22 protein-coding genes, 1 tRNA gene and 1 pseudogene are annotated in these 21,970 nt (G+C 67.0%); 13 read left to right on the top strand and 11 right to left on the bottom strand.

Going from position 1 to position 21,970, the window contains the following annotated elements:
* Nucleotides 1–2 precede the first annotated feature (2 nt).
* Both AC1RR5_RS05385 and AC1RR5_RS05380 read right to left on the bottom strand, forming a co-directional pair.
* On the bottom strand, nucleotides 3–1,310 hold the full coding sequence (locus tag AC1RR5_RS05385; protein ID WP_492920062.1) for a UDP-glucose dehydrogenase family protein: 1,308 nt from the start codon (nucleotides 1,308–1,310) through the stop codon (nucleotides 3–5).
* A gap of 169 nt (nucleotides 1,311–1,479) precedes the next feature.
* Nucleotides 1,480–2,133: a sugar transferase gene (locus tag AC1RR5_RS05380; RefSeq protein WP_492920061.1), complete on the bottom strand. Its 654-nt coding sequence runs from the start codon at nucleotides 2,131–2,133 to the stop codon at nucleotides 1,480–1,482.
* Nucleotides 2,134–2,150: 17 nt separating this feature from the next.
* On the opposite strand from AC1RR5_RS05380, the gene AC1RR5_RS05375 reads away from it, so the two are divergent.
* On the top strand, nucleotides 2,151–2,474 hold the full coding sequence (locus AC1RR5_RS05375; RefSeq protein ID WP_492920060.1) for a hypothetical protein: 324 nt from the start codon (nucleotides 2,151–2,153) through the stop codon (nucleotides 2,472–2,474).
* A 78-nt stretch (nucleotides 2,475–2,552) separates the two neighbouring features.
* On the opposite strand, the gene AC1RR5_RS05370 is transcribed toward AC1RR5_RS05375, so the two are convergent.
* A tRNA-Ser gene (locus tag AC1RR5_RS05370) sits at nucleotides 2,553–2,643 on the bottom strand.
* Nucleotides 2,644–2,774: 131 nt separating this feature from the next.
* Between AC1RR5_RS05370 and hfsE the strand changes: the two genes are divergently transcribed.
* The 4 genes from hfsE to hfsH are packed head-to-tail and all read left to right on the top strand — an operon-like array spanning nucleotide 2,775 to nucleotide 7,438.
* Nucleotides 2,775–4,289 carry a polysaccharide biosynthesis protein HfsE gene (gene hfsE / locus AC1RR5_RS05365; RefSeq protein ID WP_492920059.1) on the top strand — a complete coding sequence of 505 codons (1,515 nt, stop codon included), beginning with the start codon at nucleotides 2,775–2,777 and terminating at the stop codon, nucleotides 4,287–4,289.
* A 10-nt stretch (nucleotides 4,290–4,299) separates the two neighbouring features.
* Nucleotides 4,300–5,739 carry a polysaccharide biosynthesis protein HfsF gene (gene hfsF, locus AC1RR5_RS05360; RefSeq protein WP_492920058.1) on the top strand — a complete coding sequence of 480 codons (1,440 nt, stop codon included), beginning with the start codon at nucleotides 4,300–4,302 and terminating at the stop codon, nucleotides 5,737–5,739.
* Nucleotides 5,736–6,665 (top strand): polysaccharide biosynthesis protein HfsG, encoded by a 930-nt coding sequence (gene hfsG, locus AC1RR5_RS05355; protein WP_492920057.1) that lies wholly within the window; start codon nucleotides 5,736–5,738, stop codon nucleotides 6,663–6,665. Before hfsF ends, hfsG begins: the two co-directional genes overlap by 4 nt.
* On the top strand, nucleotides 6,665–7,438 hold the full coding sequence (gene hfsH / locus AC1RR5_RS05350) for an oligosaccharide deacetylase HfsH (RefSeq protein WP_492920056.1): 774 nt from the start codon (nucleotides 6,665–6,667) through the stop codon (nucleotides 7,436–7,438). The genes hfsG and hfsH overlap by 1 nt, the downstream gene beginning before the upstream one ends.
* Here the strand turns inward: hfsH and AC1RR5_RS05345 are convergent.
* From AC1RR5_RS05345 to AC1RR5_RS05335, 3 genes and pseudogenes are all read right to left on the bottom strand, one after another.
* Entirely contained in the window at nucleotides 7,435–8,703 is a 1,269-nt protein-coding gene (locus AC1RR5_RS05345; RefSeq protein WP_492920055.1) for an O-antigen ligase family protein, read from the bottom strand. The two genes, hfsH and AC1RR5_RS05345, sit on opposite strands and share 4 nt — an antisense overlap.
* Nucleotides 8,700–9,401 carry a P-loop NTPase family protein gene (locus AC1RR5_RS05340; RefSeq protein WP_492920054.1) on the bottom strand — a complete coding sequence of 234 codons (702 nt, stop codon included), beginning with the start codon at nucleotides 9,399–9,401 and terminating at the stop codon, nucleotides 8,700–8,702. Before AC1RR5_RS05340 ends, AC1RR5_RS05345 begins: the two co-directional genes overlap by 4 nt.
* Before the next feature lie 42 nt (nucleotides 9,402–9,443).
* A pseudogene (locus AC1RR5_RS05335) lies at nucleotides 9,444–10,981 on the bottom strand (Wzz/FepE/Etk N-terminal domain-containing protein).
* Nucleotides 10,982–11,066: 85 nt separating this feature from the next.
* Between AC1RR5_RS05335 and AC1RR5_RS05330 the strand changes: the two are divergent.
* Nucleotides 11,067–11,831: a polysaccharide biosynthesis/export family protein gene (locus tag AC1RR5_RS05330; RefSeq protein ID WP_492920053.1), complete on the top strand. Its 765-nt coding sequence runs from the start codon at nucleotides 11,067–11,069 to the stop codon at nucleotides 11,829–11,831.
* Between the two features lie 48 nt (nucleotides 11,832–11,879).
* Here the strand turns inward: AC1RR5_RS05330 and AC1RR5_RS05325 are convergent, their stop codons facing one another.
* Nucleotides 11,880–12,158: a sel1 repeat family protein gene (locus tag AC1RR5_RS05325; RefSeq protein ID WP_492920052.1), complete on the bottom strand. Its 279-nt coding sequence runs from the start codon at nucleotides 12,156–12,158 to the stop codon at nucleotides 11,880–11,882.
* A 172-nt stretch (nucleotides 12,159–12,330) separates the two neighbouring features.
* Nucleotides 12,331–13,056, bottom strand: coding sequence for a glutathione S-transferase N-terminal domain-containing protein (locus AC1RR5_RS05320; RefSeq protein ID WP_492920051.1), 726 nt, complete (start codon nucleotides 13,054–13,056; stop codon nucleotides 12,331–12,333).
* Between the two features lie 199 nt (nucleotides 13,057–13,255).
* Between AC1RR5_RS05320 and AC1RR5_RS05315 the strand changes: the two genes are divergently transcribed.
* Together AC1RR5_RS05315 and AC1RR5_RS05310 are read left to right on the top strand one after the other, a co-directional pair.
* Nucleotides 13,256–13,762, top strand: a complete 507-nt coding sequence (locus AC1RR5_RS05315) for an RcnB family protein (protein ID WP_492920050.1) — start codon at nucleotides 13,256–13,258, stop codon at nucleotides 13,760–13,762.
* Between the two features lie 193 nt (nucleotides 13,763–13,955).
* The gene (locus tag AC1RR5_RS05310) at nucleotides 13,956–14,309 is read left to right on the top strand and encodes a proteophosphoglycan 5 (RefSeq protein ID WP_492920049.1); all 354 of its coding nucleotides are present in this window, start codon (nucleotides 13,956–13,958) and stop codon (nucleotides 14,307–14,309) included.
* A gap of 75 nt (nucleotides 14,310–14,384) precedes the next feature.
* On the opposite strand, the gene gatB is transcribed toward AC1RR5_RS05310, so the two are convergent.
* Nucleotides 14,385–15,884 (bottom strand): Asp-tRNA(Asn)/Glu-tRNA(Gln) amidotransferase subunit GatB, encoded by a 1,500-nt coding sequence (gene gatB / locus AC1RR5_RS05305; protein ID WP_492920048.1) that lies wholly within the window; start codon nucleotides 15,882–15,884, stop codon nucleotides 14,385–14,387.
* Nucleotides 15,885–16,123: 239 nt separating this feature from the next.
* Between gatB and AC1RR5_RS05300 the strand changes: the two genes are divergently transcribed.
* Complete coding sequence (locus tag AC1RR5_RS05300; protein ID WP_492920047.1) at nucleotides 16,124–16,726, top strand: hypothetical protein; 603 nt, start codon at nucleotides 16,124–16,126, stop codon at nucleotides 16,724–16,726.
* Nucleotides 16,727–16,791: 65 nt separating this feature from the next.
* On the opposite strand, the gene gatA is transcribed toward AC1RR5_RS05300, so the two are convergent.
* Nucleotides 16,792–18,261 carry an Asp-tRNA(Asn)/Glu-tRNA(Gln) amidotransferase subunit GatA gene (gatA, locus tag AC1RR5_RS05295; RefSeq protein ID WP_492920046.1) on the bottom strand — a complete coding sequence of 490 codons (1,470 nt, stop codon included), beginning with the start codon at nucleotides 18,259–18,261 and terminating at the stop codon, nucleotides 16,792–16,794.
* Nucleotides 18,261–18,548 (bottom strand): Asp-tRNA(Asn)/Glu-tRNA(Gln) amidotransferase subunit GatC, encoded by a 288-nt coding sequence (gene gatC / locus AC1RR5_RS05290; protein ID WP_454760669.1) that lies wholly within the window; start codon nucleotides 18,546–18,548, stop codon nucleotides 18,261–18,263. Before gatC ends, gatA begins: the two co-directional genes overlap by 1 nt.
* Before the next feature lie 82 nt (nucleotides 18,549–18,630).
* Between gatC and ruvX the strand changes: the two genes are divergently transcribed.
* From ruvX to AC1RR5_RS05270, 4 genes are all read left to right on the top strand, one after another.
* Nucleotides 18,631–19,101, top strand: a complete 471-nt coding sequence (gene ruvX, locus AC1RR5_RS05285) for a Holliday junction resolvase RuvX (RefSeq protein WP_492920045.1) — start codon at nucleotides 18,631–18,633, stop codon at nucleotides 19,099–19,101.
* Between the two features lie 73 nt (nucleotides 19,102–19,174).
* Nucleotides 19,175–20,173: an aspartate carbamoyltransferase catalytic subunit gene (locus tag AC1RR5_RS05280; RefSeq protein WP_492920044.1), complete on the top strand. Its 999-nt coding sequence runs from the start codon at nucleotides 19,175–19,177 to the stop codon at nucleotides 20,171–20,173.
* On the top strand, nucleotides 20,170–21,471 hold the full coding sequence (gene pyrC / locus AC1RR5_RS05275; RefSeq protein WP_492920043.1) for a dihydroorotase: 1,302 nt from the start codon (nucleotides 20,170–20,172) through the stop codon (nucleotides 21,469–21,471). The genes AC1RR5_RS05280 and pyrC overlap by 4 nt, the downstream gene beginning before the upstream one ends.
* Entirely contained in the window at nucleotides 21,471–21,923 is a 453-nt protein-coding gene (locus AC1RR5_RS05270; protein ID WP_492920042.1) for a hypothetical protein, read from the top strand. Before pyrC ends, AC1RR5_RS05270 begins: the two co-directional genes overlap by 1 nt.
* Nucleotides 21,924–21,970: the final 47 nt, after the last annotated feature.

Genomic DNA, 21,970 nt, shown 5'->3' with positions numbered 1-21,970 from the left:
ACTTAGCCTCGACCGATCGAGGCGTAGGTGAAGCCGTGACGAACCATCTCGGCCGGCTTGTAGACGTTGCGCAGGTCCACGACGACCGGGGCGTTCAGCAGGCCCTTGATTCGAGCGAGGTCGAGCGCGCGGAACTGGTCCCACTCGGTCAGAATGACCAGGGCGTCGGCGCCCTCGGCCGCCTCGTAGGCGCCAGCCTTGAAGTCCACGCCCTTGAGCATGTGGGCCGCTTCCTTGGCGCCTTCCGGGTCAAACGCCTGGACCTTGGCGCCCATGGCCTGCAGGGCGGGCAGGATATCAAGGCTGGGGGCGTCGCGCATGTCGTCGGTGTTGGGCTTGAAGGTCACGCCCAGCACGCCGATCGTCTTCCCAGTCAGGTCGGTCGAACCGATGGCGTCGGCCACCTTGGTGGCCATGGCCTTCTTGCGGGCGTCGTTGACCTCGACTGTGGTCTCGATCAGGCGCGTCGGCGCGCCATACTGCTGGGCCGTGCGAACCAGGGCGATGGTGTCCTTCGGGAAGCACGAACCGCCGTAGCCGGGGCCGGCGTTCAGGAACTTGCCGCCGATGCGCTTGTCCAAGCCAATGCCCTTGGCGACCGACTGGACGTCGGCGCCAACCTTTTCGCAGAGATCGGCCATCTCGTTGATGAAGGTGATCTTCATCGCCAGGAAGGCGTTGGCGGCGTACTTGATCAGTTCGCTGGTCCGGCGGCCGGTGAAGACGATCGGGGTCTCGTTCAGGCTCAGCGGACGATAGAGGTCGCGCATCACCGCCTGGGCGCGCTCGTCCTCGGTGCCGACGACCACGCGGTCGGGGCGCTTGAAGTCTTCGATCGCCGCGCCTTCGCGCAGGAATTCGGGGTTCGAGACCACCGCGAATTGGGCGTCTGGGCGAACCCGCTTGATGATCGCCTCGACCTCGTCGCCGGTGCCGACAGGCACGGTCGACTTGGTGACCACGACGGTGAAGCCCTCGATCAGGCCGGCGATCTCTTCAGCCGCGGCGTAGACATACGACAGATCGGCGTGGCCATCGCCGCGGCGGGTCGGCGTGCCGACGGCGATGAACACCGCGTCCGCTTCCTTGATCGCCTGAGCGCCTTCCAGCGTGAAGAACAGTCGACCCTCGCGGACATTGCGGGCCACCAAGTCATCCAGGCCCGGCTCGAAGATCGGGATCTCACCCTTTTCCAGGCGCTCGATCTTGCTAGGATCCTTGTCGATGCACGTCACCACGTGACCGAAGTCGGCGAAGCACGCCCCCGACACCAGGCCCACATAACCCGTGCCAATCATCGCTACGCGCATAATTTCCCCACGATAAAGAATGCTGCCCGTCTATGCGGACAAGAAGTTCCAAAAAGGTTCATCGCCCCGTGCAAGCACACAGACCGACTTATTTATCCCTAATGACAGTTTTGCACCTCGACTCTTGAAGAGCCCAATTTTTGGTGCGGCCGGCGACTAGTCGCCGAGGCTAGTAGGCGTTCTCAGCCATCAGAAGATGGGGAACCGTCAAAAGCAGGATCTTGATGTCGCCACCGAGCGTCCAGCGCTCGATGTACTCATTGTCCGCGTCGATACGGGCCGCCATGGCTTCCAAAGCGCCGGTGCCGCCGCGCAGGCCTTTGATCTGAGCCAAGCCCGTCAGGCCCGGGCGAGCCCGGAAACGCAGGTGATAGTTGGCGATGAGCGCGCCGTACTGCTCATCATGCGCCAAGGCATGGGGACGCGGCCCGACGATCGACATGTCACCGCGCAACACGTTCAGCAGCTGCGGAAGCTCGTCGATGCTCGTCTTACGGATGATCCGGCCGACGGTCGTGATCCGATCATCGTCCCGCTTGGCTTGAACAACCTTCGCGCCATTCTCTTGGCACCGCATCGACCGAAACTTGAAGATCGTGAAGGCATGACCATTCAACCCGCCACGCGATTGCCGGAACATCACCGGCCCCCGCGACTCGAGCTTGATCAGAATGGCGACGAGAGCGAGAAGCGGTGCAAAGAACAGCAAAGCGCCGCCCGCAACTAGAATATCCATCGCTCGCTTGAGCGGATCTTTAGCGACCGGCGACAACTTAACGACGCAGGTTCGCTGTTCCGCTGACGGATTAGATACAATCAGCACGTGGTCCCCACCAGTCTATGCGCTCGGGTCTTTGCCCGAAATTTAGGAAAGCCTTTACTAAATCGCCGTTCGCTCGACAACCGTCCGCCGAGGTTGTTAACCAACCTTTTTTTGCAACGCAGCGTCTGCTGCGTGTTCAGCAGACATTTTCGCCCCACTTGCGGGCAAATTCGCTGCAAAATGCTCGGCTCTTCTTCGTCAAATTTAACGACACCATGGCTATTGGCGGTGACGAAATGCACCAGGGCGCCCAGCTTCTCTTTCCGGACAGGTTTTACGAGCGTTTCGAAGTTGGTTTGATCACTCGCACCAAGGGCCAAGACGAACGGCGCCGCCGGTAGAGGCCCAGCCGCACGCGCAAGCTAAGCCACGCGATCTAAGTGCCGAGGTCGAAGACCAGTTATCAGAAATAGAGGGGATGGCGGAGACGGAGGGATTCGAACCCTCGATACCCTTTTGAGGTATGCCGCTTTAGCAAAGCGGTGCCTTCAGCCTCTCGGCCACGTCTCCTCCTGAGAGGGAGCGGCTGGATAGCCTGTTCGCTACGGGATGACAACGGCCGATGTCGGAAAATTCCGATGTTAACGTGACGCTCAGACGGCGACGCTAGGTTGAACATGGTTTTCTCAATGAAGAGCGCCATGCCTCCTGCTTCCCAGACCCATGTTCACGCCGAAAACGCCTCGGCCTTTGTCGCTTCGACGGAGGTCGCCGGGCGCGTGGGCGGAGGCGGTGGCGGCGATCCCGGTCGGGCGCGGCGGGGGCCGTTCCGGCCTGGCCAGCTGATCCCGACGCGGGCCCGGCTGGAGACCCGCGTGCTGGCGCGCATCTTCCGCTTTATCGACATCGCGGTCGCCGCCGGGGGCGCCGTGACCCTGACGCTCGAAGGCCATCCGCTGGCCGCGGGGCTGTGGGCCGTATCGTGCCTGATCGCCTTGCGGGTCGTGGACGCCTACGCCTTTCCTCGCAAGCAGGACCTGACGCACCACCTGGGTCGCGCGGTTCTGGCGCTGGGCGCCGGACTGATGGTCGGCATGATCGCGCTGTTGGCCTCCGGCCGCGCCGACGCCGCGGCCTTCGGCGCCCTGCTGACCGCCACCGGCATTCTGGTCGGCCAACAGGCGGCGTGGTGGACCTTGATCGCCAACGGCCGCCAGCAGGGCCGCCTGACGCCCAACATCGTCGTCGTCGGCGCCACGGCCAATGCCGAGCGCCTGATCGACGCGGCCATGCGCACGGGCGAGGTCAATGTGCTGGGCGTGTTCGACGACCGCCTGGACCGCGCGCCCGAGAACATCATGGGTGTGCCGGTGCTGGGCGACACGACCGCCCTGCTCGACCACCGCATCATGCCCTATGTCGACCGCGTGGTGATCGCCGTGCAGTCGACGGCCCAGAGCCGCGTGCGGCAGCTGGTAGACAAGCTGGGCGTCCTGCCCAATCCGCTGAACCTCTTCATCGACGTGGGTGGTCAGGCCGACGACGACGCGGCCCTGGCCCGCATCGCGGCTGGCGGCGAGAACGAGCTGTCGGGCGCGTCTGCCGGCATGCGTCACGCCTGGATCAAGCGGGCTCAGGACCTGGCCGTCACGGTCGCGGGCCTGCTGGTCGCCGGTCCGGTCATGCTGATCGTCGCCGTGGCCGTGAAGCTGGACAGCCCCGGCCCGATCTTCTTCCGCCAGCGTCGCCACGGCTTCAACAACGAGGAGATCCTCGTCTGGAAGTTCCGGTCGATGCGCCACGAGATGGCCGACGCCAGCGCCGCGCGCCAGATCAGCGCCGACGACGATCGCGTCACCAAGGTCGGCAAGTTCATCCGCAAGACCAGCCTCGACGAGCTGCCGCAGCTGTTCAATGTGCTGCGCGGCGAGATGTCGATCGTCGGTCCCCGCCCGCACGCCATCGGCATGAAGACCGGCGGCGTGGAGTCGGCCAAGCTGGTCGCGCAATACGCCCACCGTCACCGCATGAAGCCCGGCCTGACTGGCTGGGCCGCCATCAAGGGCTCGCGCGGTCCCGTCGATACGGCCGAGAGCGTGCGCCTGCGCGTCGCCCTGGACGTCGAATATATCGAGCGCCAATCGTTCTGGCTGGACCTCTACGTCATCGTCATGACCATCCCCTGCCTGCTGGGGGATCGGTCGGCGGTGCGCTAGGCGGCAGGCTATGTTCTGGCGCGGGGTCCTCGGCTACCTGCCGGTCAACGTGGTGCAGGGCGTGGTGGGCTTGCTCACCATCGTCCTGTTCACGCGCGTGCTGGATCCCGCGCAGTACGGCGTCTACGCCCTGGCCTTCTCGGTCGGCAGCCTGACCCAGACGATCCTGCTGACCTGGACCGAGGCGGCCATGGCCCGCTTCCTGGCGACGCGGACGGAAGATGGCCGCCTGGCCGATCACTTCGCCACCCTGTTCAAGCTGTGGATCGGCGCGGCCGTCGTCGTGCCCCTGGCCTGCGCCATCGTAGCCCTGCTGCCGCTCAACGCGCCCTTGAAGGTCGCCGTGGTAGCGGCCCTGGCCTCGACCCTGGTCAACAGCCTGATGAAGCTGGCCCTCGAACGTCGCCGCGCGGCGGGCGAGGTGTCGGCCGCGGCCATGCTGACCATGGCCCAGAACCTGGGCGGCTTCCTCGTGGGCCTGGCCCTGGCCTTAACCGGCCTGGGCGGCGCGGCGCCGATCCTGGGCGTCGGCGTGATCTCGGCCCTGTGCGTGGTCCTGGTGCTGCCGGGCGAGCTGAAGCGGATGGCCGGCGGCAAGTTCGACAAGGGTCTCGCCAAGGCCTACGCCGCCTACGGCCTGCCGGTGTCGCTGTCGCTGATCCTGGCCCTGGTGCTGGCCAGCACCGACCGCCTGCTGCTGGGCGCGTTCCTGGATGAGGCGACGGTCGGCGTCTATCACGCCGGCTATTCGCTCGGCAGCCGCACCCTGGACGTCGTCTTCATCTGGCTGGGCATGGCCGGTGCTCCGGCCCTGATCTCGGCGCTGGAGCGCGGCGGCCAGCCGGCACTGACCGAAGCCGCGCGCGAACAGGCCGGCTTCATGACCCTATTGACCCTGCCCGCCGCCGTCGGCCTGGCGCTCGTGGCCCGTCCGCTGGCCGAGCTGATGGTCGGCGAGGATCTGCGGGTCGGCGCCAGCCACGTGACGCCCTGGATCGCCGCCAGCGGCTGGCTGTCGGGCATCACGACCTATTACCTGCTGCAGGCCTTCACCCTGGCTCGGCGCACGCCGCTGCTGATCGTCAGCATGAGCGCGCCGGCCCTGGCCAATGTGATCCTGAACCTCGTCCTGATCCCGCGCATGGGCCTGGACGGCGCCCTGTGGGCCACCATGGTCAGCTACGGCATCGGCGCCGTCGCGGCATGGTCCCTGGGTCGCCGCGCCTGCCCGCTGCCGATCCCGTGGGACGTGCTGGCCAAGGCCGGCGCGGCCTGCCTCGCCATGGCCCTGGTCGTGCGGATCCTGCCCTCGCCCGGCGGTGTCCTGGAGCTGGCCCTGAAGGCCGGCGTCGGCGCGGCCGTCTATGGCGCGATCGTGCTGGGCCTGGACGTCGGCGGCCTGCGGGCCAAGCTTTCTGTAATCCTCCACCGGAGGGCCCAAGCGTCATGACCGCGCCCATCACCGAAATCCGTATCGAGAACGCCGCCTGGGCCCAGGCGCAGCCGCGCCTGTCGGTCCTGATCCCGACCTTCCGCGACGATCCCGTCGCCCTGCTCAAGTCCCTGGACGATCCCGGCGCCGGGGCCGAGATCGTGGTGCTGGACGACGGCGGCGGCGATGACCAACTGGCCGAACGCATCGCCCGCCGGGTCGAGAAGCTGCGCGTTCCTATCCGCTTCGTGCGCCTGTCCAGCAACGAGGGCCGCGCCAAGGGCCGTAACCGCTTGGCCAGCCATGCGCGCGGCGCTCACTTCCTGTTCCTCGACAGCGACATGCTGCCCGACACCCCAGACTTCCTCTCGCGATGGGCCGCCGTGGCCGACAGCGGCGCGCCGGTGGCGTTCGGCGGCTTCACCCTGGACCAGACGCCCCCGCGACCCGAGACCGCCCTGCACCGAGCCATGGCGCTGAGGAGCGACTGCACCCCCGCCCCCGAGCGCGCCAAGGCGCCGGAGAAGCACGTCTTCACCTCCAACCTGCTGGTCCGCCGCGACGTCTTCGAGACCATCGGCTTCGACGAAGGTTTCGCCGGCTGGGGCTGGGAGGATGTCGAGTGGGCGATGCGGGTCGTGCGCCAGCATCCGATCCTGCACATCGACAACACCGCCACGCACTTAGGGTTGGACGCCGCGCCGACCATGGCCGCCAAGTACGAGCAGTCGGCGGCCAATTTCGCCCGTGTGGTGGCGAGCCACCGCGACATCGTCAGCGCCTATCCCAGCTACAAGGTGGCCAAGGCCCTAAAGCCCTTCCCGCTGCGCGGCGTGTGGCGGCCGATGCTGAAGTCGATCGCCCTGGCCGAGGCTGCTCCCGTTTCCCTTCGCGCGTTCGCCATGCGGCTGTATCGCGCGTCCCTTTATATCGAGGCCGTCTGATGCAGACTTCGTTCGAGAAGGTCGACGCCTACGAGCCCGACCGCAGCCTGAAGGGCAAGCTGCGCCGCCGCCTGATCCGCCTGGCCCACCGCCGGCCGGCCAAGGTGGCGCTGGAGCGGCCGATGGTCTCGTTCAGCTTCGACGACGCCCCCGCCACGGCCTGCGAGGCTGGCGCCACGGCGCTGGAGAAGCGTGGCCTGCTGGGCACCTATTACTTTGCCGCGGGCCTCGCCGGACGTGACGGCCCGATGGGCCGCTTCGCCACGGGCGCGGACGCCCGCCGCCTGCACGACGCCGGGCACGAGATCGCCTGTCACACCTTCTCGCACCTCGACTGTGGCCAGTCGTCCAAGGCCGTGACCCTGGCCGATGTCGACCAGAACGCCGAGAGCCTGGCCCAATGGGGCGCGCCCGATCCGGTCAGCTTCGCCTATCCCTATGGCGACGTCGGCGCGCCGGCCAAGACGGCCCTGGCAGGCCGCTTCAAGACCCTGCGCGCTTTGCACCACGGCCTGATCGCCGACGGCGCCGACCTGAACCAGGCCCCAGCCGTGGGCATCGAGGGCGAGGACGGTGAGAGCGTCGCCAACAGCTGGCTGGACAAGGCCAAGGCCCGCAAGGCTTGGCTGATCCTCTACACCCACGACGTGGCCGACGCACCTTCACAATGGGGCTGCACGACGGGCGCGCTGGAGCGACTGATCGACCGGGCGGTGGCGGAAGGCTTCGATGTCGTGACCGTCGCCGAAGGGGCCAAGCGGATCGGGCTCTAGACCTTTTCCTGGGCGCGATCCGAGAAGGCCAGCTTGGCGGCCAGGGCCACGAACACGGCCCAACGGAAGTCGTTGTACACGACCGCGATACTCTCGGTCAGGCTGACCAGGGTGAAGACGATCAGGAACGGGAAGGCCAGCATGGCCCCTCGGTCGCGAAACACTGCGATCAGGGCCACGGCCATGGTTTGCAGGTAGAAGAATCCCCAGGCGGTCAGGCCGACGACGCCCATGCCGACCAGCTGCTCGATCCACGAATTGTGGGCGTGCTGCGGAGTGAACTTGGCGTCGTGGACGATCCAGGCCAGCGGGCCCCAGCCGGACTTGTCGCTCCAAACGGCGGCGTAGCCATAGCCTAGCCATGGTCGCAGCTCGATCTGGCGGAAGGCGGCCTCCCAGATCTGGGTCCGGCCCGTCAGGGTGGCGTCCTTGCCCAGGATGCCGAAGAAGATGTCCGAAGCGAAGACGATGAACGCCAGCAGCATCAGGAAGCCCGTCACGCCGGCCCAGGTCGCCGCGGCGGCGTAGGCCGGTCCGCGCTGGCAGATCCAGACGAAGCCCAGCGCCATCAGGCCCAACATCAGCGAGGCCAGCGAGGTCTTGGACTGCGACATGATCACCAGGCCTACCGCCAGCGCCGCGAAGCCCAGCCAGACCTTGGCGTGGCGCGGGTCCAGCAGGGCCGTGGCGCACAGCAGGCAGCAGCCCAGGGCCATCATGCCGCCCAGCGAGTTCTTCTCCAGCCACAGGCCTCGCCAGGCGCCGGGGAAGAGCTCGGTCATGATGCCGATCGACGGGAAGGCGATGCAGGCGATGTAGCAGGCCACGACCAGCACGCAGAAGGTGATCGAGAACACCCGCGCCAGGTCGACCCACTTGAACCGGGAGGCCAGGGCCAGTCCCGACAGCGTGGTGCAGCCGACGGCGAAGCCCCGCCGGATCGAAACGTCAGGCTGGATCGACCAGAAGATCGACGCGGCCACGACACCCATCAGGATGATCAGGAATGGCTGCCGGATGGTGGCCCGCACCATGTTCCAGGGCCGGCCCAGGATCAGCAGGAACGCCAAGCCATAGGCCGGCAAGAAGGCCACGCGCAGCAGGCCCGAGGCGGACTCGTCGGCCTTCTCGCCGAAGATCGGCAGCTGCCAGCCGCCGGTGTAGATCAGCAGCATGACCACGGCGAAGACGATGGTCAGCAGCGAAGGCTCGAGCGTCCGGGCCTCCTGGCGGTCCCAGGCCGCGCCGGAAGCCACGCTCGTCATGGCAGGATCGCCTTCAGGAAGCCGGGCGGCTCGACCGTGACCTTGTTGAAGAACATACCCGCGCAGCGACCGCCGGCGGCGGTGAGCGCGTCACGCAGCATGGCCGGCTGGCGCACGTCGGGCTGGTCGGCCGAGACGACCATCACCGTCTGGTCCATATGCTGGGCCACGGTGGGGCCGGCATGGGAGCGATCGATGGACGGGCTGTCGACGACGATGACCTCGGCGTGCTTGCGCAGCGCCCGCCAATAGTCCGCCGACGGAATGATGTGCGCCTGCTGGCGGCCGCGCAGGGCTTCGCGGTTGAAGCGCGCGACCCACAGGCGCGGCCCGCCGACGCTGTGGCCGGTCAGGTACTTGGCGTCCGGCCACACGCCGCCCTCGGCGCGGGGCGCGGGCGGCTGGACGGTGAAGAAGACCGAGCCATCGGGCGAAGCGGCGACCGGCGGCCCCATCGGACCGAAGCGGGCCGGCTCGGAGGCCAGCTCGCGGAACTGGCTGGGGCTGTTGAGGTCCAGGTCGATCAGCCAGGTCTTGCGACCCGCGCGGCGCGAGGCGAAACGCGCGAATTCGCGGGCGACCGTCGAGGTCCCCTCGCCCCTGCGGGCGGACACGAACTGGATGACGTGCGGACGGCCGGCCGGCGGCGCGCCTAGCGCCCCCCAAAGCTCGGTCATCTCGACGTTCAAATCGACCATCTAACGAATCGCCGCGTACTCAGAAGCCCGCAACTTGCGACATTAACCCTGTCGGCGGAAGGCGACGAAACAGCTCACCGCTTGACGCCGGCGGTGGCCAGGACGGGCATGCCCAGGGTGCGCGAAGCCGATTCCGGCGTCTGCAGGCCAGGCCGCAGGAACATGCGGACCAGGCCGGCGCACAGGGCGGTGAAAGCTGCGAACATGATGGCCAGCATCAGCACCGGCTTCTTCAGGCTCTTGCCCGTGGTCGGCGCGACGGCGCGTTGGACGATGCGGATGTTGTCGCTGCTCTCGGTCGACATCTGCCGCTGGGCTTCGTCCTGCTGTTCCTTGATCGTGAAGTCGCGAACGTTCGTGGACAGGACGTCGCGGTCGCGCGACAGCTCGTTGAACTGCGGCTCCAGCCCGGCCAGGCGCAGCAGGCGGGTGTTCACGTCGGTGACCTGCTGGGCGTAGGCGGCCTGCGACTGCTGCAGGGCCGCGACCTCGGCCCGCAGATCGTTGCGGGTGGTGGTCAGGGTCTGCCAGATCGGGTTCGGGCCGCTGCGACGCGCACCCTCGCCATTGGTGCGGCCGGCGGCGAGACCGGCTTCCAGCTGGGCGATCTGGGCGTTGATGTCCTGCACCGGCGCGGCGCCAGGCGTGTAGCGGGCCAGCAGACCTTCGCGATCCAGCTTCAACGCGGCGAGCTTGGTCGAGGCCGACATGTCGATGTCGCGATAGAGGATCGCCTCGGCCGGCGTGTGCGCCAGCTCGGCCTCCACCGACGCCAGGCGGCCCACGCGGTCCTGCAGCTGGGCGTCGATCGAATACTTCTGCTGCTCGACCTGGGCCTGCAGCTGGGTCAGCGTCGTCTTCTGGGCGGTGAAGTCGCCGATGTCGTTGGTCGTCAGGAACGACTGGTAGGCCGTGTCGGCCTCGGCCAGCTTCTGCGAAAAGATGCCGCGCTGGCGCTGCAGGATATCGCTATCGCCGCCGATCAGCAGGCTGCGGCGATAGACCAGATACTCTTCGAGCAGGGTGTTGAGCACCTTCTCGGCCATTTCCGGATCGTCGCTCTGGAAGCCCAGGCGGATGATCGAGTTGTCCGGCGCGGTCTGGATCTTCAGGCTTTTGCCGATCGAGTCACGGCCTTCCATGATCAGCTTGCGCTTACCCTCGGGGGTCGCGCTGGCGTACTTGGCGGCGTGTTTCGGGAAGATCTTGGCGAAGCCGATCTTGCGGATCACCCGCTCGCGCAGCTCGCCGCTGCCCAGGATCTCGGCTTCCGACTGGATGACTTCATCGATGTTGGGCACAGCGCCACGGCCGGCGTCACCGGCGCGGGGTTCGTAAACATATTCCTGGCCCAGGCGGACGAAGAGGCTGCTCTCGGCCGTGTAGTTCTTCTTCAGCGTGGTGGCGAAGGCGAAGCCCGCGACGACGATCACGAGGAAGACGACAAGCATCAGGAATCGCTCACGCCAGAGCAGCGTGACGAAGTCGGTCGGGGCGTATTTCGGACGCGCGCCACCGAGCCCCGCGGCCATTCTAGGCGGCGAGTCGTGCGGCACGCTGGTCCAGGCGCTCGTCGACATACGAATCCAAGCGGTTCAATCTGCCTCGCACCCTGGGGCGGCCGGCCTTAAGGGTTCGTTACCCATTCCTGTTAAGACTTGTCGCATGCAACGTCGCACGCATCTCATGACGGTCAGCCTCAAGGTAGTCTGGGCCGTGGTCCTGCTGGCCGGCGGAGTTTCCGCCTGCGGCCACATCGACGCCGAGCCGATCACGCCAGGTCCCAGACCTAGCGCGAACTTCTCTAATATCGGTTACGCCGACTGGAGCGAATCCGAGCCGTCGTACCGGTTCTATCCGGGCGATGAGGTCGAGGTTTCGGTGCCGTCAGCCCCCGAACTGAGCAAGACCGCGACGGTGCAGCCGGACGGGCGGATCAGCCTGCCCCTGGCCCAGCCGGTGATGGCGGCCGATCGCACGATCGAGGAGCTGCAAGGCTCGATCAGCCAAGCCTATGCCGGCACGCTGCTGCGGCCGCAGGTTCAGGTGTCGGTCAAATCGACGCAGCCACTCAAGGTGTTCGTCGGCGGCGAGGTCAAGAACCCCGGCGTGTTCGACATGGCGGGCGACGGCGACGCTCTGCGCGCGGTCATCCAGGCCGGTGGCTTCACCAACGGCGCCAAGCGCAATCAGGTTGTGATCATTCGTCGCGGCCCCGATGGACGGGCGATGCTGCGGACGGCGGACCTGCTCTCAGGGCTGACGCGTCCCGGCGGAACGGATCTGGTGCCCCTGCGGCGTTTCGACGTCGTCTACGTGCCGCGCAGCGGCGTGTCGGAAGCGGGCCTGTTCATGCAGCAGTACTTCCGGGACCTGCTGCCCATCAGCTTCAGCTACGCGATCAACGGCAACGTCAACGGCGGCAACTGAGCCGATCCTCCCACGGGATCGGCTGGCAGTTGAGCCCGAAGATCGGGCTCAACCGTGGGCGAGCCATTCGCGAGCCTGACGCTGGGCTTCGGCGACTTCGTCGCTGGCCATCTCTTGCGACAGTTCCTTGCGGTAGGTCTTGGCTTCGATCGAACCGCGCATGGCGGCCAGATTGAACAGCATGTGGGCCGACACGTAGTCCAGCGGCGCGCCGCCCTGACCGGTCGAATACAGCAGGCCCATACGGAACAGCTCGTCGCCGGTGGACTCAGCGGTCGGCAGCGGCAGCATCACCACGGCGGCCGGCGGTTCTTGCATCATCATCATGGGTCAGTCTCCTCTCTCAAGCTCGCCCCAGCGTTTTGCCGGTTCTGAGCTTGATTGAAGGAAAGTCCCCCGCGACTGAACATATAGTTAAGCGCGCGGAGAGCATAAATGACGCACCCCGTTACTGTTTATTGACTCTGATTACTGGGTTTAAATCACAGTATACAGCCCCTTAACGAGCGCGCTGCCCAAACAGGACTCTGCGGGCCTCTTCGGCCGCTTTTCCCGACGCTTGCAGCCCTGCCGTGCGGAGTTCGGCCCCGAGCTTAAAGCCTTTCTGCACGTTTTCCCGCGCGCCGACCCGCTCGAACCATGTCCTCAAATTGGGGAACTCATCGAGAATAATGCCCTGGTTCTTCCACGGCACGATCCAAGGCCAGATCATGAAGTCGGCGATGGACAATTGGCCGCAGACGAAATCGCGGCCTTCCAGCTGCTTGTTGAGCACCCCGTACAGGCGGTGGGTCTCATTGGTGTAGCGGATGGCGCCGTAGGCGATCTGGCGCTGGTCGGCGACGATCGAGGGCGCGTACTGACGGAAGTGGTGGGTCTGGCCGGCCATCGGACCCAGGCCGCCCATCTGCCACATCACCCACTGGTCGATGTTGACGCGGTCGCGCTCGGTCTCGCCGTAGAACTGGCCGGTCTTGCGGGCCAGGTACTGCAGGATCGCCCCAGACTCGAAGACCGAGATCGGCTGGCCGTCGGGACCGTCGGGGTCGACGATGGCCGGCATGCGGTTGTTGGGGCTAATGGCCAGGAAGTCCGGCTTGAACTGCTCGCCGGTCCCGATGTTCACCGGAATCATCTCGTAGGGCAGGCCCATCTCCTCCAGGGCGATGGAGACCTTCCAGCCGTTGGGCGTGGGCCAGTAGTGCAGCTCGATCGGACGGCTCATCGGCCTTCCCTCCCCTGTCATCGTCGTTGTTACGGAACATGGTCGCGACCGTTCGCCGCGCCAAGTGTGACCTGACGAAAAGCCTGACCGCGCCGTTCAGCCTGGGTTCAGCCGAAGTCGGACATTCTGCGTTTCAAGGTCGAGGGAAGTTTCTAGGCGAGGCTCCGCAAGCATCGCCCGACCAACAGGAGAAGACGAGATGAAACGTCTGCTGCTCACCATCGCCGCCGTGGCCTCCGTGGCCGGGCCGCTGGCCTTCACGGCCACCGACGCCGCCGCCCAGGATCGCGGCCGCTGGGAACATCGTGACCGCGACCGCGGCGACCATGGCCGCGACCGGGATCGCGGCCGGGACCGTGACCGGGGTCATTGGGACCGCGATGACCGCCGTGGCGGCGGTTGGGACCGCGGCGACCGTTGGGATCGCGGCCGTCACAATGGCTACTATTATAACAATCGTTGGTCCTACGGCCCGCCGCCGGCCAACTATTACGGCCGCCCCGGCTTCCGCCCCGGATATTCGTCGTGGCAGCGCGGCGCCTATCTGCCCGGATACTATCGTGACCGGGGTTATGTGGTGAACGATTACTACCGCTACAACCTGCGCGCCCCGCCGCGTGGCTACTATTGGTACCGGACTGGCAATGACTACGTGCTCGCCGCCATCGCCAGCGGCCTGATCTTCGACGTCATCGCCAATCACTAGACCTGACAGCTTCTAAGACTACCCCGACGGCGTCCTGGGCAATGCCTGGGACGCCGTTTTGCCGCCACAAGCGCCGCAAGCTCGCCGCGTGTGCGGCCTAAACGCCAGATTGCGAAGTCATTTCGACCGCATTGCCCCGTCAGCGTTGGCCTCGCGTCACAGTCCGACGCTGCAGCAACACGGTCATGACCCAATGAAGACCCTGCGCATCACCACCGCCGCGCTCACTCTGGCTGCCGCCGCCTATGCCGGCTCCGCCCTGGCCCAGACGACGGCGCCGCAGACCACGCCCGCCGATCCGCAACCCAGCCTGACGAGCCCAGCCCCGACGACCGCGACGCCGCCGGCGAGCGATCCGTCGACCCAGGCCGCGCCGCCGGCCACCGAGAGCGCCGCTCCGGCCGACAGCGCCGGCACGCCGAGCTCGGCCACCGCCCCGGCCACCCAGGAGCCGACGGCCCCGGCCGCCGACGAGAAGACCGAGAAGAAGTCCAAGAAGCATAAGAAGCACGCCGATGACCCGGCGGCGCCCGCTCAGCCCCAATAATAAAAGTTCGCATCAACGAAGAAGGGCCCGCGGTTTCCACCGCGGGCCCTCGTCATTTCTGGATGGTCGCTTCGCCTATTCGACGACGCCGAGCTTCTTGCGCAGCAGCTCGTTGACCGTGCCGGGGTTGGCCTTGCCGCCCGTGGCCTTCATGACCTGGCCGACGAACCAGCCCAGGGCCTGCGGCTTGTCCTTCACGGCCTCGGCCTTGTCGGGATTGCTGGCGATCAGGTCGTCGATGGCCTTCTCGATGGCCCCGGTGTCGTTGATCTGCACCAGGCCGCGCTTCTCGACGATCTCCGAGGGGCGACCTTCGCCGGCCCACATGTGCTCGAAGACCTCCTTGGCGATCTTCGACGAGATGGTGCCGTTCTCGATCAGCTCGACCAGTTGGGCGATGTCCGACGACGGCAGCGGCGAGTTGGCGATCTCGTGGCCGTTCGCCGACAGCTTCGACAGCAGCTCGTTGGTCACCCAGTTGGAGACCAGCTTGGCGTCACGGCCCTTGGCTGCCGCCTCGAAGTAGTCGGCGCGATCGCTCTCGATGATCAGCACGCCGGCGTCATAGGCCGACAGGCCGTACTGGCTCTGCAGGCGCAGCTTCTTGGCGTCCGGCAGCTCCGGAAGGGTCGCTTCCAGGTCCTTCACCCAAGCCGCGTCCAGCACCAGCGGCAGCAGGTCCGGATCGGGGAAGTAGCGATAGTCGTGCGCCTCTTCCTTGCTCCGCATCGAGCGGGTCTCGAGCTTGGTCGGGTCGAACAGGCGGGTCTCCTGGTCGATCTTGCCGCCGTCTTCCAGGATCTCGATCTGGCGACGGGCCTCGTACTCGATGGCCTGCTGGATGTAGCGGTACGAGTTGACGTTCTTGATCTCGCAGCGCGTGCCCAGGTGCTTGAAGTCGCCGGTCTCGCGGAACTTCTCATAGGCGCCCGGGCGGCAGACCGAGACGTTGACGTCGGCGCGCAGGTTGCCCTTGTCCATGTCACCGTCGCAGGTGCCCAGATAGACCAGGATCGTCCGCAGCTTCTTCACGTAGGCGGCCGCCTCTTCCGAGGTGCGCATGTCGGGCTTGGAGACGATCTCCATCAGCGCCGTGCCCGCGCGGTTCAGGTCGACATAGGTGGCGTTCGGATCCTGGTCGTGCAGCGACTTGCCCGCGTCCTGTTCCAGGTGCAGGCGCTCGATGCGTACGTCGAAGGTCGTGCCGTCGTCGCGTTCGACCGTGACGACGCCCTCGCCGACGATCGGCTGGTCGAACTGGCTGATCTGATAGCCCTGCGGCAGATCCGGATAGAAGTAGTTCTTGCGGTCGAAGCGGCTCTTCAGATTGATCTGCGCCTTCAGGCCCAGGCCCGTCTTCACCGCCTGCTCGACGCAGAACTTGTTGAGGACCGGCAGCATGCCCGGCATGGCCGCGTCCACGAGGCTGACCTGCTCGTTGGGACCCGCGCCGAAACCGACGGCGGCGCCCGAGAAGAGCTTGGACTTGCTGGCGACCTGAGCGTGCACCTCGAGACCGAGGACCATTTCCCAGGGGCCGGTGCGGCCTTGGATCACTTTGGAATCTTGCGTCATGGCCGTCTCTCTACATCAAGCGGACCGGGGCCGAAAAGCTCTGGGACGTCACCGAAGGCATCTTCTGCGACCCAAAGCCAGCAAGGCTTTGTGGTCTCTTCCCGTGAGCTGAACCGTTCGATTTGCCACTTCCTTGAATAAGGCGGGATTGAGTCAAATCCGGCGCCATTGCGAGGCAAGGGAACCGCTGAGTTATCGCACCGTTCATTTCCTCGAACAGCTCACTCACGGAGGTAGAAATGCCCACCGCTTATACTACCCGCCCCACTCTGAACTTCGACGCTCCGGAACCGGTCGTCGCGGCTGATCCCAATGCTTCGGCTCTGTTTCCCGCTCAGCCGATCTATGCTCGCACCGCCAAGAAGAAGGCGAGCAACAACCTGCCGCTGATGATCGGCGTTCCGGTTCTGGCCGTCGCCGCCGGCGCCCTGATCTGGGGGATGAGCGCCAACCGCGCCGAGGCTCCGACCGATCCGGCCTCGCTGAAGACCGCCGCCGCCGAAAGCCCGCCGCCGGCCAGCGCCACGCCGGTCCCGTCGAGCACCGCCGCGACCCCGGCGCCCATCCCGCAGCCGACCGAACTGGCCGCCGCTGAGCCCGCTCCGGTCGCCCGTACGGCCCCGGCTCGCACCTCGGCTCCGGCCCGCCCGGTCGCTCGCCGCGCCGCTCCGGTCCGCGAAAGCGCCCCGGCCGCCGAAAACGCCTCGGCCAATGTCAGCGCCACGGTCCCGGCCGCTCCGGCTGCCGTGAGCGCCCCGATCGCCGAGCCGGCCCCGCTGGTCATCCCGGCCCCGGCCGCCCCGGCTCCGGCGACCCCGGCCGAACCGGTCGCGCCGATGTAATCCAAAGGGTCCCACACCCTCGATAACGAAGAAGGGCGGCTCCGCGAGGAGCCCCCCTTTTCATTTTACCACCACTTCTCGGCTTTCGCCGTGAAGCCCGCGGCCTTCTCGACCGCCCCGGCGACCGAGAACACCGTCCCCTCGTCCAGAGGCTTGCCGATGATCTGCAGGCCCAGCGGCAGGCCGTTGGCGTCGAGGCCGGCCGGCAGGGACAGGCCCGGCAGACCCGCCAGGTTCGTCGTCACCGTGAAGACGTCGTTCAGATACATGGCGATCGGGTCGTTGCTGTTCTCGCCCAGGCCGAACGCCGCGGAGGGCGCGGTCGGGGTGAGGATCGCGTCGCACTTTTCCCAGGCGTTGTCGAAGTCCTCGGCGATGCGGCGACGCACCTTCAGGGCCTTCAGATAGTAGGCGTCGTAATAGCCGGCCGACAGCACATAGGTGCCGATCATGATGCGGCGCTTGACCTCGTCGCCGAAGCCCGACGCGCGGGTCTTCTCGTAGATATCGGTCAGGTTGGCGCCGTCCTCGCGCAGGCCGTAACGCATGCCGTCATAACGAGCCAGGTTCGAGGACGCCTCGGCCGGGGCCACGATGTAGTAGGCCGGCAGGGCGTACTTGGTGTGCGGCAGGCTGATGTCGACGATCTCGCAGCCGGCCTCTTTCAGCCAGGCGATGCCGTCCTGCCAGAGCTTCTCGATCTCGGCCGGCATGTTGTCGACGCGGTATTCCTTGGGGATACCGATGCGCAGGCCCTTCACCGACTTGCCAACGAACTGGGTGAAGTCCGGCACGGCGATGTCAAGGCTGGTCGAGTCCTTGGCGTCATGGCCCGCCATCGACGTCAGCAGCAGGGCCGCGTCCTCGACGGTCTTGGCGATCGGGCCAGCCTGGTCCAGCGAGCTGGCGAAGGCGACGACGCCCCAGCGCGAGCAGCGACCGTAGGTCGGCTTGATGCCGACGGTGCCGGTGAAGGCGGCTGGCTGGCGGATGGAGCCGCCGGTGTCGGTGGCCGTCGCGCCCAGGCACAGGTCGGCGGCGACCGCGGCGGCCGAGCCACCCGAGCTACCGCCCGGCGTCAGAGCCTTGTTCGAGTTCGACGCGCGCCAAGGGTTGGTCACCGGACCGAAGTACGACGTCTCGTTGGACGAGCCCATCGCGAACTGGTCGAGGTTCAGCTTGCCCAGCATCACCGCGCCGTCGCGCCACAGCTGGCTGGTCACGGTCGACTCGTAGGTCGGCACGAAGTTCTCGAGGATCTTCGAGCAGGCCGTGGTCCGCACGCCGTCGGTGCAGAACAGGTCCTTCACGCCCAGCGGCGCGCCTTCCAGCGGGCCGGCCTCGCCCAGCGCCCGGCGGGCGTCGGACTTGGCGGCCATGTCCAGCGCCTTTTCCGGGGTCTCCAGAATGTAGGCGTTCAGGCCACGCGCGCCTTCGATGGCCTCGATGTGGGCCTTGGTCAGTTCGACCGAGGTGAATTCACGCTTGGCCAGGCCGTCGACGGCGGCCGTCAGGGTCAGCTTCGTCAGGCTCATTATTCCACGACCTTCGGCACGACGAAGAAGTTGTTGATCGACTTGGGCGCGTTGCTGGTCACGCGGGCCGGATCGCCACCCATGGTGACGACGTCCTCGCGCAGCGGCAGGCCGGCGGCCACGACGCTGGTCAGCGGCTCGACGCCGTCGGTGTCGACCTCGGCCAGCTGCTCGATCCACGTCATGATGCCGTTCAGTTCCTGAGCCAGCCCTTCCAGGCGCTCTTCGGGTTCGGCGATGCGGGCGAGCCGGGCGACCTTCCGCACCGTGGCGGCGTCAATGGCCATGAGGATCTCCTGAAATTCGAGTGCGTGGGTTAGCTGCCCACGGGCTAGGTTTCAAGCGGCGCGGCTCCTGATAAAGAGAGCCATGCCCGTTCTCGACATCGCCGACTTCGCCGCCGCCCTCCCCCAACACGCACCGATCGTGGGCCTGGACCCCGGCGAGAAGACCATCGGCGTGGCCGTCTCCGACATCACCCGCACGGTCGCCAGCCCCCTGGCCCTGATCGAAAAGACCAAGTTCAGCAAGGACGCCGAGCAGCTGTTCAAGCTGATGGACAGCCGCGGCGCCCTCGGCATCGTCGTCGGCCTGCCGATGAACATGGACGGCACGGAGGGGGTTCGGTGCCAGTCCAACCGGGCGCTGGCGAGGAACCTGCTACGCCTCAAGCCCGACCTCCCCATCACCTTCTGGGACGAGCGCCTGTCGACGGCGGCGGTGACCCGGGTGCTGATCGATGAGCATGACGTGTCTCGCAAGCGCCGGGACGAGGTCGTGGACAAGATGGCGGCCGGGTGGATCCTGCAGGGGGCGCTGGAGCGGCTGCGGGGGCTCTGATTATCCCGGTAGCTGTGGAGCGAACGGCGCCACAGCTTCCCTTCCCCCCCAAAGCCGCCTATGACGCGGGCTCATGACGGCTTCAGCCCATGACCCTGCCCGCGCGGCCATCGAGACCATCCGCGCCCGCGTCTTCGAATTCCCCAAACGCCACTTCCTGTCCGCCGGCGACCTGAACGCGCTTCAGGCCACCGACCTGCTGGACCTGGCCGACGCCTTCGTCGCCTTCAACCGGCAGACGTCCAAGAGCCTGGACCTGCTGCATGGCCGGACGCTGATGAACCTGTTCTTCGAGAACAGCACCCGCACCCAGAGCTCGTTCGAGCTGGCGGGCAAGCGGCTGGGCGCCGACGTCGTCAACATGAACCCCAAGACCTCTTCGGTGGCCAAGGGCGAGACCCTGATCGACACGGCGGTCACGTTGAACGCCATGCGGCCCGACCTGCTGGTGGTGCGCCACGCCTCGTCGGGCGCGGCCTCGCTCCTGTCGCAGAAGGTCAGCGGCCACGTCATCAACGCCGGCGACGGCCAGCACGAGCATCCGACCCAGGCCCTGCTGGACGCCCTGTCGATCCGCCGCGCCTTCGGCCGCGTCTCGGGCCTGACCGTGGCGATCTGCGGCGACGTGTTGCACAGCCGCGTGGCGCGCTCGAACGTCGCCTTGCTGCACACCCTGGGCGCCAGCGTGCGCCTGGTCGGTCCGCCCACCCTGATGCCGGCTCAGGCCGAGCGCTGGGGCGTCACCGTCCATCACGACATGAAGTCGGGCCTGGCCGGCGCCGACGTGGTCATGATGCTGCGCCTGCAGCTGGAGCGGATGCAGGGCGCCTTCGTGCCCTCGACCCGCGAATATTTCCGCTTCTACGGCCTGGACCGCGAAAAGCTGGCCCGCGCCGCGCCGGGGGCCAAGGTCATGCACCCCGGCCCCATGAACCGGGGCGTCGAGATCGACAGCGACGTGGCTGATGATCCGGCCGTCAGCCTGATCCAGGACCAGGTCGAGATGGGCGTCGCCGCCCGGATGGCGGTGCTGACCAGCCTTGCCGCGCGCATCGAAAAGGTCGGCCAATGACCGCCCCGCAGCCTCTTGCTCTCGTCAACGCCCGCTTGGTCGATCCGGAAAGCGGCTATGACGGCCCCGGCGGCGTCATCGTCTCAGAAGGCGTCATCAGCGACGTCGCCAAAGGCCGCGAGTTCGGCAAGCTGTCCAAGGCCGTGCGGGTCGTCGACTGCGGCGGCGCCTTGCTGGCGCCCGGCCTGATCGACCTGCGCGTCCGCACCGGCGAGCCCGGCGCCGAGACCAAGGAAACCCTGGCGTCGGCGGCGAAAGCCGCGGCGGCCGGCGGGGTGACCTCGATGGTCGTCCAACCCGACACGGCCCCGGCCATCGATGATCCCAGCGTCGTCGACTTCATCCTGCGCCGGGCCCGTGACATCGACAGCGCCCGCATCCTCGTGGCCGGCGCGGCGACCAAGGGCCTGGCCGGCGAGCAGATGGCCGAGATCGGCCTGATGCGCGAGGCCGGCTGCGTTTACATCACCGACGCGGGCAAACCCATTGTCGACAGCAAGGTCATGCAGCGCGTCCTGACCTACGCCAAGGGCTTCGACACGCTCTTGGCCCACCGTCCGATGGACCCGTGGCTGGCCAGGGGCGGCGCGGCGATCGGCGGCGAATTCGCCGGCCGCATGGGCCTGCCCTCGATCTCGCCGATGGCCGAGCGGATCATGCTGGAGCGCGATGTCGCCCTGCTGGAAGCCACCGGCGGCAAGCTGCTGGTCGACCAGATCACCTCGGCCCAAGCGTTGGAGACGCTTGCTCGCGCAAAGAAAAAAGGCCTGCGGATCAGCGCCTCGGTGTCGATCAACCACCTGTCCTTCAACGAGCTGGACATCGGCGACTACCGCACCTTCGCCAAGCTGAACCCGCCCCTGCGCGGCGAGGACGACCGTCAGGCGCTGATCGAGGCCCTGGCCAGCGGCCTGATCGACATCGTCGTCTCGGCCCACAACCCGGCCCCGGCCGAGGACAAGCGCCTGCCGTTCGACGAGGCCGCGCCGGGCGCCGTGGGTCTGGAAACCCTGCTGCCGGCGATGCTGTCCCTCTACCACGACGAACGCATCGCCCTGGTCGACCTGATCCGCGCCGTCACCCTCGCCCCGGCCGAACTGCTGGGCCTGCGCGGCGGTCGCATTGCGCCGGGCGCTCCGGCCGATCTGGTGCTGTGCGACATCGACGCCCCGATCATCGTCGACGCGGCGAGGCTGCTGTCCAAGTCCAAGAACTCGCCGTTCGACGGGCGCCGGCTGCAAGGCCAAGTGCTGATGACGGTGGTCGACGGCCGCGTGGTGCACCGGGCGGAGGGGTGATGGCCGCGCCGACGCAAGCCGTGAGCGCGCGTTGGCGGACTTTCGCCGTCTATGCCGTCCTGGGTCCGATCCTGGGCGCGGTGCTGCCGGCGGTCCTCGCCGTGGCTGTCCTGACCCAGAGCTACGCGGGACCGTTGTGGGGCGGCTCAGCAGTCGAATGGATATCCCTGATCGGGTCCGCCGCCCTGGAGGGCCTGATTCCGGCCGTCCTGACAGTGATTATCCTTCAGATCCTGCCAGGCAGAGCGCTCCCCCGTATTCGCAGCGCTGTCGCGTATGGGCTGATCTCGGCGATTTCCGCCCTGTTCTTGCTTCTTCCGTTCAAGAACCTCGACGAAACGGGCTATTTACTCTTCGCGGCGGCGACGGTGCTTGGCGCCAGCGGCCTCATCGCCGGCCTGCTGTGTGCGGCCGTCGTCCAGCGCTTGAGCCCGATGCACGAGAGTTCGTGAGCTGAAACGCCGCTTTTGCCCTCCCCCCGAGTCTGCACTACACCTAA

It is taken from the genome of Caulobacter sp. GW821-FHT11E11, from assembly GCF_058808315.1.
Note: the sequence above shows the minus strand (reverse complement) of the source record. Positions and strands in the feature narration are given on the sequence as shown.

What these genes read in the sequence shown, in the direction of transcription:
- AC1RR5_RS05385 (WP_492920062.1), bottom strand. Translation starts at nt 1,310, where the DNA reads ATGCGCGTAGCGATGATTGGCACGGGTTATGTGGGCCTGGTGTCGGGG.
- AC1RR5_RS05375 (WP_492920060.1), top strand. Translation starts at nt 2,151, where the DNA reads ATGCGCTCGGGTCTTTGCCCGAAATTTAGGAAAGCCTTTACTAAATCG.
- hfsE (WP_492920059.1), top strand. Translation starts at nt 2,775, where the DNA reads ATGCCTCCTGCTTCCCAGACCCATGTTCACGCCGAAAACGCCTCGGCC.
- hfsF (WP_492920058.1), top strand. Translation starts at nt 4,300, where the DNA reads ATGTTCTGGCGCGGGGTCCTCGGCTACCTGCCGGTCAACGTGGTGCAG.
- hfsG (WP_492920057.1), top strand. Translation starts at nt 5,736, where the DNA reads ATGACCGCGCCCATCACCGAAATCCGTATCGAGAACGCCGCCTGGGCC.
- hfsH (WP_492920056.1), top strand. Translation starts at nt 6,665, where the DNA reads ATGCAGACTTCGTTCGAGAAGGTCGACGCCTACGAGCCCGACCGCAGC.
- AC1RR5_RS05345 (WP_492920055.1), bottom strand. Translation starts at nt 8,703, where the DNA reads ATGACGAGCGTGGCTTCCGGCGCGGCCTGGGACCGCCAGGAGGCCCGG.
- AC1RR5_RS05340 (WP_492920054.1), bottom strand. Translation starts at nt 9,401, where the DNA reads ATGGTCGATTTGAACGTCGAGATGACCGAGCTTTGGGGGGCGCTAGGC.
- AC1RR5_RS05330 (WP_492920053.1), top strand. Translation starts at nt 11,067, where the DNA reads ATGCAACGTCGCACGCATCTCATGACGGTCAGCCTCAAGGTAGTCTGG.
- AC1RR5_RS05325 (WP_492920052.1), bottom strand. Translation starts at nt 12,158, where the DNA reads ATGATGATGATGCAAGAACCGCCGGCCGCCGTGGTGATGCTGCCGCTG.
- AC1RR5_RS05320 (WP_492920051.1), bottom strand. Translation starts at nt 13,056, where the DNA reads ATGAGCCGTCCGATCGAGCTGCACTACTGGCCCACGCCCAACGGCTGG.
- AC1RR5_RS05315 (WP_492920050.1), top strand. Translation starts at nt 13,256, where the DNA reads ATGAAACGTCTGCTGCTCACCATCGCCGCCGTGGCCTCCGTGGCCGGG.
- AC1RR5_RS05310 (WP_492920049.1), top strand. Translation starts at nt 13,956, where the DNA reads ATGAAGACCCTGCGCATCACCACCGCCGCGCTCACTCTGGCTGCCGCC.
- gatB (WP_492920048.1), bottom strand. Translation starts at nt 15,884, where the DNA reads ATGACGCAAGATTCCAAAGTGATCCAAGGCCGCACCGGCCCCTGGGAA.
- AC1RR5_RS05300 (WP_492920047.1), top strand. Translation starts at nt 16,124, where the DNA reads ATGCCCACCGCTTATACTACCCGCCCCACTCTGAACTTCGACGCTCCG.
- gatA (WP_492920046.1), bottom strand. Translation starts at nt 18,261, where the DNA reads ATGAGCCTGACGAAGCTGACCCTGACGGCCGCCGTCGACGGCCTGGCC.
- gatC (WP_454760669.1), bottom strand. Translation starts at nt 18,548, where the DNA reads ATGGCCATTGACGCCGCCACGGTGCGGAAGGTCGCCCGGCTCGCCCGC.
- ruvX (WP_492920045.1), top strand. Translation starts at nt 18,631, where the DNA reads ATGCCCGTTCTCGACATCGCCGACTTCGCCGCCGCCCTCCCCCAACAC.
- AC1RR5_RS05280 (WP_492920044.1), top strand. Translation starts at nt 19,175, where the DNA reads ATGACGGCTTCAGCCCATGACCCTGCCCGCGCGGCCATCGAGACCATC.
- pyrC (WP_492920043.1), top strand. Translation starts at nt 20,170, where the DNA reads ATGACCGCCCCGCAGCCTCTTGCTCTCGTCAACGCCCGCTTGGTCGAT.
- AC1RR5_RS05270 (WP_492920042.1), top strand. Translation starts at nt 21,471, where the DNA reads ATGGCCGCGCCGACGCAAGCCGTGAGCGCGCGTTGGCGGACTTTCGCC.